The 14,112-nt window shown below is 63.8% G+C and carries 13 protein-coding genes; 3 read left to right on the forward strand and 10 right to left on the reverse strand.

Annotated features, from left to right (window positions below):
* Positions 1-136 precede the first annotated feature (136 nt).
* From ON00_RS14290 to ON00_RS14300, 3 genes are all read right to left on the reverse strand, one after another.
* Positions 137-565, reverse strand: coding sequence for an acyl-CoA thioesterase (locus tag ON00_RS14290; protein ID WP_010406844.1), 429 nt, complete (start codon positions 563-565; stop codon positions 137-139).
* A 116-nt stretch (positions 566-681) separates the two neighbouring features.
* Positions 682-1,464, reverse strand: coding sequence for an SDR family NAD(P)-dependent oxidoreductase (locus tag ON00_RS14295; RefSeq protein WP_010406847.1), 783 nt, complete (start codon positions 1,462-1,464; stop codon positions 682-684).
* A 115-nt stretch (positions 1,465-1,579) separates the two neighbouring features.
* Entirely contained in the window at positions 1,580-2,752 is a 1,173-nt protein-coding gene (locus tag ON00_RS14300) for an acetyl-CoA C-acetyltransferase (protein WP_010406849.1), read from the reverse strand.
* A 101-nt stretch (positions 2,753-2,853) separates the two neighbouring features.
* On the opposite strand from ON00_RS14300, the gene ON00_RS14305 reads away from it, so the two are divergent.
* On the forward strand, positions 2,854-3,519 hold the full coding sequence (locus tag ON00_RS14305) for a nitroreductase (protein ID WP_010406851.1): 666 nt from the start codon (positions 2,854-2,856) through the stop codon (positions 3,517-3,519).
* Positions 3,520-3,652: 133 nt separating this feature from the next.
* Here the strand turns inward: ON00_RS14305 and ON00_RS14310 are convergent, their stop codons facing one another.
* From ON00_RS14310 to ON00_RS14320, 3 genes are all read right to left on the reverse strand, one after another.
* Positions 3,653-5,095 carry a DEAD/DEAH box helicase gene (locus tag ON00_RS14310; protein ID WP_010406853.1) on the reverse strand — a complete coding sequence of 481 codons (1,443 nt, stop codon included), beginning with the start codon at positions 5,093-5,095 and terminating at the stop codon, positions 3,653-3,655.
* Between the two features lie 368 nt (positions 5,096-5,463).
* Positions 5,464-6,762, reverse strand: coding sequence for an amidohydrolase family protein (locus tag ON00_RS14315; protein ID WP_010406856.1), 1,299 nt, complete (start codon positions 6,760-6,762; stop codon positions 5,464-5,466).
* Positions 6,759-8,198, reverse strand: coding sequence for an amidohydrolase (locus tag ON00_RS14320; protein ID WP_010406859.1), 1,440 nt, complete (start codon positions 8,196-8,198; stop codon positions 6,759-6,761). The genes ON00_RS14315 and ON00_RS14320 overlap by 4 nt, the downstream gene beginning before the upstream one ends.
* Before the next feature lie 245 nt (positions 8,199-8,443).
* Between ON00_RS14320 and ON00_RS14325 the strand changes: the two genes are divergently transcribed.
* Complete coding sequence (locus tag ON00_RS14325; RefSeq protein ID WP_010406861.1) at positions 8,444-8,668, forward strand: hypothetical protein; 225 nt, start codon at positions 8,444-8,446, stop codon at positions 8,666-8,668.
* A 479-nt stretch (positions 8,669-9,147) separates the two neighbouring features.
* On the opposite strand, the gene ON00_RS14330 is transcribed toward ON00_RS14325, so the two are convergent.
* The 3 genes from ON00_RS14330 to ON00_RS14340 all read right to left on the reverse strand — a co-directional run bounded on the left by ON00_RS14330 (position 9,148) and on the right by ON00_RS14340 (position 12,111).
* Entirely contained in the window at positions 9,148-9,678 is a 531-nt protein-coding gene (locus ON00_RS14330; protein WP_010406863.1) for a hypothetical protein, read from the reverse strand.
* Positions 9,675-10,598 carry a hypothetical protein gene (locus ON00_RS14335; RefSeq protein ID WP_154651336.1) on the reverse strand — a complete coding sequence of 308 codons (924 nt, stop codon included), beginning with the start codon at positions 10,596-10,598 and terminating at the stop codon, positions 9,675-9,677. The genes ON00_RS14330 and ON00_RS14335 overlap by 4 nt, the downstream gene beginning before the upstream one ends.
* Before the next feature lie 358 nt (positions 10,599-10,956).
* Positions 10,957-12,111 carry an acyl-CoA dehydrogenase family protein gene (locus ON00_RS14340; protein WP_010406868.1) on the reverse strand — a complete coding sequence of 385 codons (1,155 nt, stop codon included), beginning with the start codon at positions 12,109-12,111 and terminating at the stop codon, positions 10,957-10,959.
* Positions 12,112-12,245: 134 nt separating this feature from the next.
* On the opposite strand from ON00_RS14340, the gene ON00_RS14345 reads away from it, so the two are divergent.
* Positions 12,246-13,247: a fumarylacetoacetate hydrolase family protein gene (locus ON00_RS14345; protein ID WP_010406871.1), complete on the forward strand. Its 1,002-nt coding sequence runs from the start codon at positions 12,246-12,248 to the stop codon at positions 13,245-13,247.
* A 10-nt stretch (positions 13,248-13,257) separates the two neighbouring features.
* Here the strand turns inward: ON00_RS14345 and ON00_RS14350 are convergent.
* Positions 13,258-14,112 (reverse strand): helix-hairpin-helix domain-containing protein (locus ON00_RS14350; RefSeq protein WP_245535581.1); only part of this gene is annotated, 855 nt, incomplete at its 5' end.

A 14,112-nucleotide genomic window follows, 5' to 3' on the forward strand; every position in this document is an offset into this window, starting at 1 on the left:
GGCTGAGCGTGTCGAAGCCCTCCTCTCCACAGGCGTAGCGATCGCGGGGGGAGAGGTGCCCTTCGACAGGCTCGGGGCGAACGGGGAGGAGACAGCTTTCCCCTTGACGGAAGGGGGACACCGTCCGCACCACCCCTCAAGCCCGAATGCGGTGCGCCTCCAGTCCGGCGCGGAATTCCGGGGGCAGTTCGGTCAGGCCGCCGCTGGCGCTCATTACCAGCACCACGTCGGCGGTGGCGATGCACTCGCCCTTTTGGAAGGCGGCGGCGAGGATGCTCCAGCTCCGTTTGCCGACCTCGCCGATCCCGCTGGCGATTTCGACATCGTCGGGGAAAAAGCCCTCGCCGAGATAATTGATCTCGAGCTTGGCGACGAGCCAGCGATGGCCCGACCATCCGGTCAAGTTCATCGCGCGATTGAAGCGCACGCGTCCGCTTTCGAACAGGCCGGCCATCGCGACATTGTTGATATGGCCGAGCACGTCGAGATCCTGGAAGCGCGTCTGGATCGTTTCGCGATGCGGATAGGTGGCGGGATCAAGGCGATGGGGGGCGGGGCGGGACATGAAGGTTCCTTATTCCCCTCCCGCTTGCGGGAGGGGTTAGGGGAGGGGCGTGGGGCAGGTGCGGAGATGGCCTTTTTGCCCTCCCCCAGCCCCTCCCGCAAGCGGGAGGGGAGATGTTACCTTGGTGCCATGCGGATCGCGCCGTCGAGGCGGACGTCCTCGCCGTTGAAATAGCTGTTCTCGACCATGGCGAGCGCGAGCTTGGCATATTCCTCGGGCTTGCCGAGCCGCTTGGGGAAGGGCACCGAGGCAGCGAGATTGTCCTTCACTGCTTGCGGCGCGCCTTGCATCAGCGGCGTTTCGAAAATGCCCGGCAGGATGGTGTTGACGCGAATGCCTTCGCCCATCAGGTCGCGCGCGATCGGCAGTGTCATGCCGACGACACCGCCCTTGGACGCGGAATAGGCAGCCTGCCCGATCTGCCCGTCCTCGGCGGCGACGCTGGCGGTCATCACGATCGCGCCGCGCTCGCCATCCTCGCCTGGCTCCAGCGTCAGCATTCCCGCCGCCGATTTGGCGACGCAGCGGAAGGTGCCGACCAGGTTGATCTGGATGAGCCAGTCGAACGCGGCCAGGCTGAAATGCTTGATGCTGCCGTCTTCCTTGGATCGGCTGGCGGTCTTCATCGCATTGCCGGTGCCCGCGCAGCAGACCAGCACCGACTCCTGCCCATGCGCCGCGCGCGCCTTGGCGAAACCGGCATCGACCGAGTCCTCCGAGGTGACATTCACTTCGCAGAACACCCCGCCGATTTCGGCGGCAATCGCCTCGCCCTTTTCGGTCTGCAGATCGAAGATCGCGACCTTCACCCCCTTGGCGGCAAGCGCGCGGGCGGTGGCGGCGCCGAGGCCGGAGGCCCCGCCGGTGACGACGGCGGCTTTGGTGGAATCGAGATTCATGAGGTCTCCCCTACTTCGTCGCCCCGGCGGAGGCCGGGGCCGCTTTGGTGTGTGCAGTGCCGGTGTTGCGCTTCGCAACGTGGCGGCCCCGGCCTTCGCCGGGGCGACGCCGTGGTCAAACCCGCTCGATGATCGTCACATTGGCGATGCCGCCGCCTTCGCACATCGTCTGCAGACCGTACCGCCCGCCCGAGTGCTTGAGCGCATGCACCAAGGTCGCCATCAACTTGGTACCTGAGGCCCCCAGCGGATGCCCCAGCGCGATCGCGCCGCCATTGACGTTCAATTTGGCATGGTCTGCGCCTGTATGCTTCAACCACGCCAGCGGCACCGGCGCGAAGGCTTCGTTGACTTCGTACAGGTCGATATCGTCGATCTTCATGCCCGAGCGCTGCAGCGCGCGGTCGGTCGCGAACAGCGGTTCCTCCAGCATGATGACCGGGTCGCCGCCCGTTACGGTCAAGTTCACGATCCGTGCGATCGGGGTGAGGTTGTGTGCCTTCAGCGCGGCTTCGCTGACGATCATCACCGCGCTGGCGCCGTCGCAAATCTGGCTGGCATTGGCGGCGGAGATGCTGCCGCCTTCCTGCAACAGCTTGACCGAACCGATGCTCTCCAGCGTCGCATCGAAGCGGATGCCTTCGTCGGTGGCGTGGGCGACGACGCCTTCGGGCGTCTCGATGTCGAGCGCGATGATCTCATCGGCAAAGGCCCCGCGCTCGGTCGCGGCGGCGGCGCGGCGGTGGCTTTCGAGCGCGAAGGCGTCGAGCTGGGCGCGGTCGAAGCCGTGCTTCTTGACGATCATTTCGGCACCCATGAACTGGCTGAACAGGATGCCGGGATATTTCTCTTCCAGCCGGGGCGATTTGTAATTGCCGAGCCCCTCTTTCATGAACAGCGTCGCGGTCGAGCCCATCGGCACGCGCGTCATGCTTTCCACGCCCGCAGCGATGATGATATCCTGCGTGCCCGACATCACCGCTTGCGCGGCGAACTGCATTGCCTGTTGCGAGGAGCCGCATTGCCGGTCGATCGACACGGCGGGGACGCTGTCTGGCAGGTTGCGGGCGGCGAGCACGGCATTGCGGCCGACTTGCCCGGCCTGCTGCCCGCCCTGCATCACGCAGCCCATGATGACGTCGTCGACCGCAGCAGCATCGATCCCGGTGCGCGCGACGATCGCATCCAGCACCGCCGCCGCCATGTCGACCGGGTGCCAACCGGCGAGTTTGCCGCCGCGTTTGCCACCAGCGGTGCGCACCGCATCCACGATATATGCCTCGGCCATGCTCGACTCTCCATATCCGTTGTTATTTGCAACCTCTCTTGCCGTGATCCTCCGCGCTCGGCAAGGTGGTTCGCATACCGAATGATCGAAAGGATAGGGTGATGGAGGTCAGCGAAGCGATTGCGGCGCGGCGATCGGTGCGCGGGTTCCGTGCCGATCCGGTCGATCCGGCGGTGCTGCACGGCATCGTCACCAAGGCCGCGCGCGCGGCGACGGGGGGCAATTTACAGCCCTGGCACATCGACGTGCTGACCGGCGATCCGCTCGCCCGGCTCAAGGCGGCGGTGCTGCACAAGCTCCAATGGGGCCAGGCCGAGACGCCCGCTTATGACATTTACCCCAAGGAGCTGGTCGCGCCGTACCGCGACCGCCGGTTTGCCGTGGGGGAAGCGATGTATGCCGAGATCGGCATCCCGCGTGAGGACAAGGCGGGGCGGCGCTTATGGTTCGCGCGCAACTTCCAGTTCTTCGGCGCGCCTGCCGGGCTGTTCTGCACGGTCGACCGGCGGATGGGGCCGCCGCAATGGGCCGATCTTGGCATGTATCTGCAGAATGTCATGCTGCTCGCGGTCGAGGCCGGGCTGGCGACCTGCGCGCAGGAGTGCTGGGCGATGTGCCCGGAGACGGTGGGCGATGCGATCGGCATCCCGCCCGAGCGGATGCTGTTTTGCGGCATGGCGATCGGGTTCGAGGATACAGAAGAGCCCGCGAACCGCTTGCGCAGTGCACGGGCTCCGGAAGGGGAGTGGTTGCGGATCTGGGATTAATTCCCTCTCCCTTTGGGAGAGGGAAGGGGCCCGCCAAGCGTAGCTGGGTGGGAAGGGTGAGGGCGCTGCTCACCCTCACCCTTCCGTCGCTTCGCTCCTCCCTCCCTCTCCCACAGGGAGAGGGAAAGGGAAGTCAGCCTGCGGCTGGCGAGCGACGGCCACCGCCGCCGCCGGCTGGGCGACCCTGGCCACCCGAGCGACCGCCACCCGGACGATCGAAGCCGCCGCCGGGGCGACCCTGGCCACCGGGACGACCGCCGCCTGCCGGACGGCCTGCGCCTTCGGGGCGTGCGCCAGCCGGACGGCCAGCGCCAGCTGGACGATCACCGGTCGGGCGTGCCGCATGCGTCGCCTTGGGCGGGGCGCGGTGACGGCCGGAGTCATCGCGACGTTCGAACGTGTCGGAGCCCGCCGGGCGTGCCGCCTTGATGCGGGCGGCTTCGGCGGTGAAGCCTTCGGGGAGCTGCATCATCTCGGGCTTGACGCGCGTCAGCTTCTCGATGTCGCGCAGGTACGTCCGCTCATCATCCGCCACGAAGCTGATCGCGGTGCCCGATGCGCCGGCGCGCGCGGTGCGGCCGATGCGGTGGACGTACTGCTCGGGCACATTGGGCAGCTCGAAGTTGAAGACGTGGCTGACGCCCGACACGTCGATGCCGCGCGCGGCGATGTCGGTCGCGACGAGCACCTTGGCCTTGCCCGACTTGAATTCGGCGAGCGCGCGTTCGCGCTGCGGCTGGCTCTTATTGCCGTGGATCGCGTTGGAGACGATGCCATTGGCGCCGAGCAGCTTCACGACGCGGTCGGCGCCATGCTTGGTGCGCGTGAAGACGAGCGCGCGCTCGACCTTCTCGTCGCGCAGCAGGATCGTCAGCAGCGCCTGCTTTTCGCCTTGGTTGAGGAAGGTGACGAACTGGTCGACGCGCTCGGCGGTGCTCGACGTCGGCGCGACCTTCACCGTCTTTGGATCGTTGAGGAACTGGTTGGCGAGCTCGCGGATCGCGTTGGGCATCGTCGCCGAGAAGAACAAGGTCTGGCGCTGCTTGGGCAGCATCCGCACGATCTTGCGCAGCGCGTGAATGAAGCCGAGGTCGAGCATCTGGTCGGCTTCGTCGAGCACGAGGATCTCGAGCATCGCGAGGCTGACGAAGCGCTGCTCGATCAGATCGAGCAAGCGGCCCGGCGTGGCGACGAGGATATCGACGCCGCGCGCCATGTCCTGGCGGTTCTTGTTGATGCTGGTGCCGCCGAACACGGTTGCGACCGACATCTTGGAGAACTTACCATATTCGCGCGCGCTTTCGGCGATCTGGCTGGCCAGTTCGCGCGTCGGCGCGAGCACGAGCATGCGGCAATGCGTCGGCAGCACGCGCTTTTCGTTGTTGACGAGCTGCTGGATCGACGGGAGCACGAAGGCCGCCGTCTTGCCGGTGCCGGTCTGCGCGATGCCGAGCAGATCGCCGCCTTCGAGCAGGATCGGGATCGACTGCTTCTGGATCGGGGTGGGGGTGGTGTAGCCTTTGGCTTCGAGCGCGCGGACGAGCGGCTCGGCGAGGCCGAGTTGTGCGAAAGTCATAATGGTTCAGTCCATTGCATGTGCCATGGACGCGCGTTTTGGACGCACGGATGGCGGGGGAAAATGACACCCCGCGTGAAAAGGGAAGTCCGTTGGATAACGACCGAGGCGGAGCTTGGGCTACCGGTTAACGGTATACCTAATCACGCTGCATGACGCCTCGATAGGGCGCACATAAATGGTGCGCTGCGGAAAGTCAAGGTGGTGGAGGCCTCGCAATCTCCCTGCCGCCGTCACCCCGGCCTTGTGCCGGGGGCCACCCCCCCGGGCCCGATACCGCCAGCAATGCAGCACACGCTCGCGGCGCAGTGGACCCCGGCACAAGGCCGGGGTGACGGCGGGAGTTGTGGTGCTGCGTCAGCCGCACCTCACCGCTCATAGGCCTTGGGCAACGCGCCTTCCTGCGGGACCATGTAGCGCTCGCGCAAAGCGTCCTGGCGGGTGCGCAGCGGTTGCTTGATGCCGTCGATATAGACCGCCGCCACCGCCGTGCCGAGTTCGAGCGGGTCGCCGTCCCAGATCACCACATCGCCGCGCCGCCCCGCTTTGAGCGAGCCGATCTCGTCGCCCAGACCGATCGCTTCGGCCGGTGCCGAGGTGATTGCGGCGAAGGCGGCGTTCCAGTCGAGCCCGGTTGCGCCGGGCAGCTTGGTCAGCGCCACCAGATTGCCGGCATATTGCTTCTCGCGCCGCGCCTGGCGGGCTTCGTCGTCGTTGATCGTGCCGATGCCGACCAGCACGCCCGCCGCCTTCATCCGCCCGACATTGGACTGGGTTGCGCCGAGCTGGTCGAACGATTCGGGCAGATCGGCAAGCGCCGAGGCGATGACGGGCACATGCGCGGCGGCGAGTTCACGCGCCACCATCCAGCCTTCGCCAGCGCCGACGAACACCAGCTTCAGCGCAGGGAAATCGCGCTTGAGCTCGATCAGCGCGAGCATGTCCGCCGCGCGCTCGACATGGACGAGCAGCGGCATGCGGCCATTCACCACCGGCACCAGCGCCTCCGCATCGGCACGGGTCAGCAGCGCGTCCTTGCCCTGATCGGCATAATGGGCCGGATCGCGGGCGTAGTCGCGCGCCTGGGCGATGGCGTTGCGGAAGGCGATGAGCGCGGCGGGGCGGCTGCCCCCCGCGGCGCGGGCACCGCCCTCGCCATATTCCATGAACTGGAAGGCGCGCGCCTTGGTGATGGGACTGCGGTCGGCGCCGAGGTCGATCACCGCGCCCTGTCCGGCGAAGATCGACCCGGCATTGTCGGGCGCGACGATCGCGCGGGTCACGCCCTCGGCGCGGTTGAGCGGGATCGAGGAGGTGGCCGGGTTGACCGCCGGGGCGATGTCGATCGCGGCGTGGAACGGGCTGGTGCGCGCGCCAGCATCGTTGGTTTCATCGACGCCGTCGACCTCGACGATGCCCATGCGCGTGAAGCCCGCGACGATGCCGGGGGTGACCCAGCGGCCACCGGCATCGACCGTGGCGATCCCGGCGGGAACCGCCACCGCCTTGCCCGCCGCGACGACGCGGCCGTCACGAACGATAACGGTGCCGCCCTCGATCGGCGCGGAGCCGTCGCCGATGACGAGCCTGGCATTGGTGATCGCAACCGATTGGGCGGCGGCGGGCGCGGCGAGGAAGGCGGCGCTGAGCAGCAGGAGGCGCTTCACTTGGTATCTCCCGCACCGGGCTGGCCGAGTTCGAAATCGGAGACGGGCCGTCGCTTCGGATCGTTGGCGTCGTAGAGCAGCGCCCCGTCGATCCACACCTTTTCGGGCCGGGTGTAGACGCTGAACGGATTGCCGTTCCACAGCACGACATCGGCCATCTTGCCGGGCTTGAGGCTGCCGGTCTTGTCGGCGATGCCGAGTGCCTTGGCCGGGTTGTAGGTCAGCCATTCCCAGGCGACCGCATCCGAAATGTCGATGCCGGCATGGCGGCCCGCGGCGAGCGCCTTGGCCACTTCCTGGTTGAGGCGCTGGATGCCGTTGGCGTCGTCCGAGTGGATCATCGCGCAGGCACCGTTCTTCTGCAGCAAAGCGAGGTTCTCGCCGATCGCGTCATAGGACTCCATCTTGAAGCCCCACCAATCGGCCCAGACCGCCGCGCAAGTGCCATTTTCTTTCAGCAGATCGGCGATTTTATAGGCCTCCACCGCGTGGTGGAACGCACTGACATGATAGCCGAATTCCTTGGCCATATCCATGACGATGGCCATTTCATCGGCGCGGTAGCAATGGTTCTGGACGAGGATTTCGCCCGACAGCACGCCCGCCAGCGTGTCCATGGCGATGTCGCGGCCGGGGATTTCGCCGCCGTCCTTCTCATATTTGTCCCATTTGCGCTTATATTCGGCCGCACGCGCCCAGGTTTGGCGGTCGACCGCGATATTGCCCATGCGGGTCGAGGGTTCGCGGCCCTTGCTGCCATAAACGCGCTTGGGGTTCTCGCCGCACGCCATTTTGAGGCCATAGGGCGCGCCGGGGAACTTCATGCCCTGTTCGGTGCGGGCATAGACGTTCTTGATCACCACCGATCGCCCGCCCATCAAATTGGCCGAGCCGGGCAGGATCTGCAGCGTGGTGACCCCGCCATTGACCAGCGCGCGGCTGAACCCCGGGTCCTGCGGCCACACGCTATGTTCGGCCCAGACATCGGCGGTGATCGGCCCGGTCGCTTCATTGCCGTCCGAATTGGCCTGCACGCCGGGCGAGGGGTAATCGCCCAAATGGCTGTGAATATCGATGATGCCGGGGGTGAGCGTCTTGCCGGTGCCATCGATGACGGTCGCGCCCGCCGGGGCCGCGACGCTCTGGCCAAGCTCAACGATCTTGCCATCGGCGAACAGCACCGCGCCATTGTCGATCCGCCCGCCTTCGCCATCGAAAATGGTGACATGGGTGACGAGCGTCGGCACGCCGGGATAGGGCTTGTAGGTCGAGGGGTAAGGATCATGCGTAAAACCCTTTCCCGCGCCGGGCCCGGCCTTGCTCGAGGCGGTGGCGGGCTTCGCGCCGCCGTCGCTGGCGCAGCCCGCCAGCAGCGCCGTGATGGCCGCGGCACCCAGCAGCGCCCGCAGGCGTGCGGGCAGAATTCGATCCGCCATGAAAGTCCCCCTTGTGCCGCGATCGGCTTGGTTTTGCGCAACATTCCGGGATTGGCAGGGGCTGTCAACCGCGCGCGGCGCAGGGTGCCGCTTGGCGAGAACGCAAGTGCGCTGAAAGAAAAACTTTTGGCCCCTAAAGATGAACGCAATTGAATGCATAGGCTTTTAGTGGAGATTGGTGCGGTGCCTGGGGGGCAGTGGTGCGGATGCCGCTGGCTGGGCCGAGATTTCAAGGAGATTCGACGATGAAGAAGGTTCTGGCCCTGACGCTGACGGCCGCGATGGCGCTTTCGCTGGCGGCGTGCGGCGGCGGTGGCAGCAACACCAGCGCGGTGGCGAACGAGGATCTCTCGCTCAACGACACGCTCGGCAATGATGCATTCGGGAACGACACCATCGGCAATGACACGGTGATCGACACCAACGCAGCCGATACCAATGCCGCTGCCGCGACGGGCAACGCGCTCTGACCTGATTTTCGTCCTATAGTGGATTCAGACACGCCAGGTTTGCTCCCTAGGCGCAACCTCAGGCCCGGCGGCACCACCGCCGGGCTTTTTGTTTTTGGGCGGGGTGGGGGTGCGTGGAAGGTAAGGCGAGACGCGGCGCGTGGGGCGCTAAATTTCACCAAGTTCGCGCATATCGTAAAAGCGCGACGTGCGAAGATCCGACCGTGAGAAAGAGCGGGCGGTATTATAGCGTGGGGGCGGGGTGTAGGACATGGGCGGCGGTGGAGGCGTTCCTGCCAGGGAGGCGATGACCACCTGCCCGCTTAGGAAATGACCCGGCGGGTTGGAGAGGCGCGAAATCTGGTGTTAAAGCAGTGCGTGCTCAGATACTTAAAGTACGGCTTAGTTTGGGGGGAGTGGACTAGCGGCACTTGCTGCGAAAATCGGCAAAGTGGCCGTTTCAAACGGGCACGAGCAGGCGGACGATTGATCCGCCGAACTTATTCGGGGCTGTCTCGATATTCCTTTTGAAACAGCGCGTGCGACCGCTTCACGATCATTACAAAGGTGAGCAGGAAATGCGCATACAGAAAAACCGCTACCGCTGGCGCAACGCCCGTAAGCCACTTTTCAACATAGAAGATCAAAACAGCGGCTAAGCCGATGCAGCTTACGAAAGTAAGATACGATATGTTGGCGTTTAATTCGCCCAACAATTCACGCCTCGCCGCCATCGTTTTGCGCTGAATTTCAGCTAGTCGCTTATCTGTGGGCACGTCCCATTTTCGCTGAAAAATCGAGAATATCGCTACTTGAATATTGAGTAGCAGTGCGAGGAAAATCCCGAAAAACGTAATGGACACGTTATAGCTGTCGTTTGTGACTGCGAAACCCTTTGCGAACGCCCCGATCGCGCACGCGATAGGAACTCCATAAAACGTCACCATGTCCCAGGTATCTAGGCGCGTCGATCCAGCCTTGTGCAATGTGCCCAAGTGATCCCGCACGATGAAGGACGGATTGATCTTCATTCCGTGATGCCGGTCATCGTTTCATGAAAATCGCTTAAAATCGCGTCCGACTCCTTTTTCAAAGACTCGAAAGTGGGATGGCCGTCAGTGCCGCGAACGATAACGTCGGTTAGGTCTATCACCCCCGCGTCTCCATTAAAGCCCAATACGCCCACCCGCCGGCTACGGTTGCCCACACGAATTTCCGCGATTGCTTCTGGAAAGTCGATCCCGGCATGAGTGATGACGCTCTTCTCAGAAGATTTAATAGTATTGAATAAGGAATTCAAGTCGCCAAGACTTTTTCGGCGGCGGGCTGATATAATAAATTCAAGGTCAATCGCATCAGGCTCCGTATGTTCGAAATACTGACCCGCGATATCGCTAGACACTTTGCGCTTAATTAGGCGAAGTTGTCGAACCGGCGCGGAGAAGTACGCGCTTCCCTTGAGGTCGTTTGGAAGAAGTTTCTTTATAATCAAAAAATGTGACGGATTTTGCGTTTCGAACGCTTCTTTCATATTTGATATCACTAGGCCAATGCATGAGCGACCTTGGAATGACTGAAAAGCAGCAAAGCAGTAGTCATCCCCATCCGGGCACCAGAATTCGTAGAACAGCGGTATCTCTTCTATATCGGTTACTTGACGCCGATAGTTATGCTTTTTCGTTTTCGTGTCGATAAAGTTACTTTCGAACCCGAAGGTTCCGTAGTGGACATAACCCTGACTGCTGCCTTTGCCACCTGCATTTTTCTGTTCGAAATACCAGCTACGTTCCATTTCGGTATTCTGCACGACGGATGCGTGTCCCGCGACGAACGCCGAAATGAAATCCTGTACAGGTTGCGATAGGTTGGGGTCGTCAAATGGGACTAACGCGGGATCACCGCGTACATGAACGCTGATTCGATAAATTCGGATACCTATCGCACTTGCCATTACATCACTCGTCCCGCTGTTTATGGGCAACGTAGTGCGATTTATCCAACATATCAAAAAATACGATAGCGCGGAATAATCGATTTCGATCGTTCTTGAAGATCTCCGCTGCCAAGCGGAATGCCAATGGCAGACATCATTGCAAACGGCTGGCCTGGTTCGGAAAGCACTTAATGATTTCAATGGTTAATGGCGAGGGGGAGGCATTCGAGGTTCTGGGGTGTTTTTGGCTTTCCACCCCGGTCGCCGGACGATTGAAGTTAGGGTCCATAGCTGACCCCTTGTCGAACAAGCGGTCAGCCCAGCATCGAGGTGGACCCCGGCACAAGGCCGGGGTGACGGCTACGGGGCGGCCCCTCTACAGCGACCGCCCAATCAACTCCTTCATAATCTCGTTCGTCCCCCCGAAAATGCGCGTTACGCGGGCGGCGCGCCAGGCGCGGGCGATGGGGTATTCGTTCATATAGCCAGCCCCGCCATGGAGTTGCAGGCAGGCGTCCATCACTTCCCATTGCAGATCGGTGTGCCACAATTTGGCGGCGGCGCCTTCTTCGTTGGTCAGTTCGCCCTTCAAATGGCGCGCGATCGCCCAGTCGAGATGCGCCCAGCCGACTTGCAATTTGGCCTTGAGGTCGGCGAGGACGAAGCGGGTGTTCTGGAAATCGAACACCATGCCGGCAAAGGCCTTGCGCGTCTTGGTGAACTCCACCGTCTCGTCGAACGCCTTTTGCGCCGAGGCTTGCACCGAGACCGCGATCGAGAGGCGTTCCTGCGGCAATTGGCTCATCAGATAGATAAAGCCCTTGCCTTCCTCGCCCAGGCAATTGGTCATCGGCACGCGCACGTCGTTGAAGAACAATTCCGACGTATCGGCCGCATCCTGACCGATTTTGTCCAGTTTGCGCCCTTTCTGGAACCCTTCGCGCTCGCTTTCGACCAGGATGATCGACATGCCCTTCCAGGCGGGCTTGGCATCGGGATCGGTCTTGGCGACGACCAGCGTCAGATCGGTATTCTGGCCGTTGGTGATATAGGTTTTGGAGCCGTTGATGACATAGTGATTGCCATCCTTCCTGGCGGTGGTGCGGATCGCCTGCAGGTCGCTGCCGGTGCCGGGTTCGGTCATGGCGATGGCGGTGATCACCTCGCCCGACACCATCTTGGGCAGCCACTGTTTCTTCTGCTCTTCCGAGCCATAGGTTTCGATATAGCCCGCGACGATGTCCGACTGGAGCGAGAAGCCGGCGGGGACGCCGTTATAGGCCATCTCCTCATCGACGATCGCGTTATAGCCGAAATCGAGGCCGAGCCCGCCATAGGCCTCGGGCGCGGTCGGGCAGAGCATGCCGATGGCGCCGGCCTTGATCCAGAAATCCTTGGGGACGAGCTTGTTCTCCTCCCACTCAGCGACATGCGGCACGCCTTCCTTTTGCAGGAATTGGCGCACGGTCTGGCGGAACGCCTCATGATCCTCGGTATAGGCAAAGCGGCCGGCGACGGAATCGAGCGTCATGTCAGGTCTCTCCAATAACAGTTGTCGTCTGCAACTCTTTTGCTGGGTGTGCGGTGAGGTGACGCGTTCGTCAAGCGCGTTGCGCTCGACACGCCCGATGGGGGAGCTATGATCGCACGAAACAGGAGAGCTTCATGAAACTGGCCAGCCTCACATCGGGTCGCGACGGCAAGCTCGTCGTGGTTTCCAACGATCTCGCCTGGTATGCCGATGCCGCGCACATCGCGCCGACGCTGCAGGCCGCGCTCGACGATTGGGACCGGTTGCTGCCCGATCTGCAGAATCTCAGCACCGATCTGGAACATGAGATGATCCCGATGCGGCGCTTCCACGAACATCAGGCGGCGGCCCCCTTGCCGCGCGCGTACCAATGGGCGGACGGGTCGGCCTATGTGAACCATGTCGCCTTGGTGCGGCAGGCGCGCGCGGCGGAGCTGCCCGACAGCTTCTGGCATGATCCGCTGATGTATCAGGGCGGGTCCGATGGGTTTTTGGGGCCGCGCGCGCCGATCCCGCTGGCGGATGAAAGCTGGGGCTGCGATTTCGAGGGCGAAGTGGTGGTGGTGACGGGCGACGTGCCGCAGGGTGCCACCCGCGAGGAAGCGCTGGCGGCGGTGCGGCTGGTCGGGCTGACCAATGACGTGAGCTTGCGCAACCTGATTCCGGGGGAACTCGCCAAGGGCTTCGGGTTCTTCCAGTCCAAGCCCGCCAGTGCTTTCTCGCCGGTGTTTGTCACGCCCGAGGCGCTGGGCAACTGGTGGCAGGACGGCAAATTGCACCGCACGCTGATGGTCGATCTCAACGGCAAGCCGTTCGGGCGCGTGGCGGCGGCGGTCGACATGACCTTCGATTTCGGCACGCTGATCGCGCATGCCGCCAAGACGCGCGCGCTGGGGGCGGGGACGATTATCGGCTCGGGCACCGTCTCCAACCGCGACGCCGACGGGGGCCCGGGCAAGCCGATCGCCGAGGGTGGGGTGGGCTATGCGTGCCTCGCTGAGCTGCGCACGGTCGAGACGATCCTGGGCGGCGCGGCGGTGACGCCGTTCCTTAAAAGCGGCGATACGGTGCGGATCTGGGCGGAGGATGACAAGCATCATCCGATCTTCGGGGTGATCGAACAGACGGTGGGGTGAGCGCAGAGGCTCAGTGGAAATCGTGGCTGCGGATCGGGATGACCGGTTCCAGCTCGCTTCCCACCCTGCGCCGTTCGCGCGGGTCGATCGTGCCGCCATGGGTGGCACCGTCGCCGGGCATGGTCAGGCGCGGCAAGTCGATGTCGCCAATCTGCCGCAGCAGCCCGGTGAGATCGGTGATGTGATCGGCGATGACGTGGATCGTCCCGCTTTCGCTTTGCACGCGACCGCGCACGCTGAGCATCGACGCGGCCATCACCGTGCGGCGCTGCGCCTCGAAGCGGTCGGGCCACAGGATCGCGTTGGCGATGCCGGTCTCGTCCTCCAGCGTCACGAACACCACGCCCTTGGCGCTGCCGGGGCGTTGCCGCACCAGGATGAGCCCGGCCACTTCGACGCGGGTGCCGTCCTTCAGCCCTTTGAGATCGCCGCAGCGGGTGATGCGGCGGCGGTCGAGGTCGCCGCGCAGGAAGCTGACCGGATGCGCGCGCAGCGACAATTGCGTCGCGCGGTAATCCTCGACCACTTCGCGCCCTGCGGTGAGTGCGGCGAGCGTGACGCTGGGTTCGCTGGGGGATTCGATCGCGGCGAAGAGCGGCAGCGGCTTTTGCCCTAACGCCTTCACCGCCCATAAGGCCTGGCGGCGGTCGAGGCCGAAGCCGTGGAACGCATCGGCTTGGGCGAGCTTTTCGAGCGTCAGCAGCGAGACGCCCGCGCGCCGCCAGACATCCTCGATCGAGCTGAACGGGCGCGTTGCGCGGGCGATGAGGATGCGCCCGGCATCCTCGCCCGACAGGCCGAGCACGATGCGCAGGCCCAGGCGGAGGGGATCTCCCTCTCCCCGCTTGCGGGGAGAGGGCCGGGG

Origin of the sequence: Sphingomonas echinoides ATCC 14820, assembly GCF_000241465.1 — a bacterium.
GTDB lineage: Bacteria > Pseudomonadota > Alphaproteobacteria > Sphingomonadales > Sphingomonadaceae > Sphingomonas > Sphingomonas echinoides.

Excerpts from the sequence above, each read along its gene's own strand:
- ON00_RS14290 (WP_010406844.1), bottom strand. The coding sequence starts at position 565 with ATGTCCCGCCCCGCCCCCCATCGCCTTGATCCCGCCACCTATCCGCAT.
- ON00_RS14295 (WP_010406847.1), bottom strand. The coding sequence starts at position 1,464 with ATGAATCTCGATTCCACCAAAGCCGCCGTCGTCACCGGCGGGGCCTCC.
- ON00_RS14300 (WP_010406849.1), bottom strand. The coding sequence starts at position 2,752 with ATGGCCGAGGCATATATCGTGGATGCGGTGCGCACCGCTGGTGGCAAA.
- ON00_RS14305 (WP_010406851.1), top strand. The coding sequence starts at position 2,854 with ATGGAGGTCAGCGAAGCGATTGCGGCGCGGCGATCGGTGCGCGGGTTC.
- ON00_RS14310 (WP_010406853.1), bottom strand. The coding sequence starts at position 5,095 with ATGACTTTCGCACAACTCGGCCTCGCCGAGCCGCTCGTCCGCGCGCTC.
- ON00_RS14320 (WP_010406859.1), bottom strand. The coding sequence starts at position 8,198 with ATGGCGGATCGAATTCTGCCCGCACGCCTGCGGGCGCTGCTGGGTGCC.
- ON00_RS14325 (WP_010406861.1), top strand. The coding sequence starts at position 8,444 with ATGAAGAAGGTTCTGGCCCTGACGCTGACGGCCGCGATGGCGCTTTCG.
- ON00_RS14330 (WP_010406863.1), bottom strand. The coding sequence starts at position 9,678 with ATGAAGATCAATCCGTCCTTCATCGTGCGGGATCACTTGGGCACATTG.
- ON00_RS14335 (WP_154651336.1), bottom strand. The coding sequence starts at position 10,598 with ATGGCAAGTGCGATAGGTATCCGAATTTATCGAATCAGCGTTCATGTA.
- ON00_RS14340 (WP_010406868.1), bottom strand. The coding sequence starts at position 12,111 with ATGACGCTCGATTCCGTCGCCGGCCGCTTTGCCTATACCGAGGATCAT.
- ON00_RS14345 (WP_010406871.1), top strand. The coding sequence starts at position 12,246 with ATGAAACTGGCCAGCCTCACATCGGGTCGCGACGGCAAGCTCGTCGTG.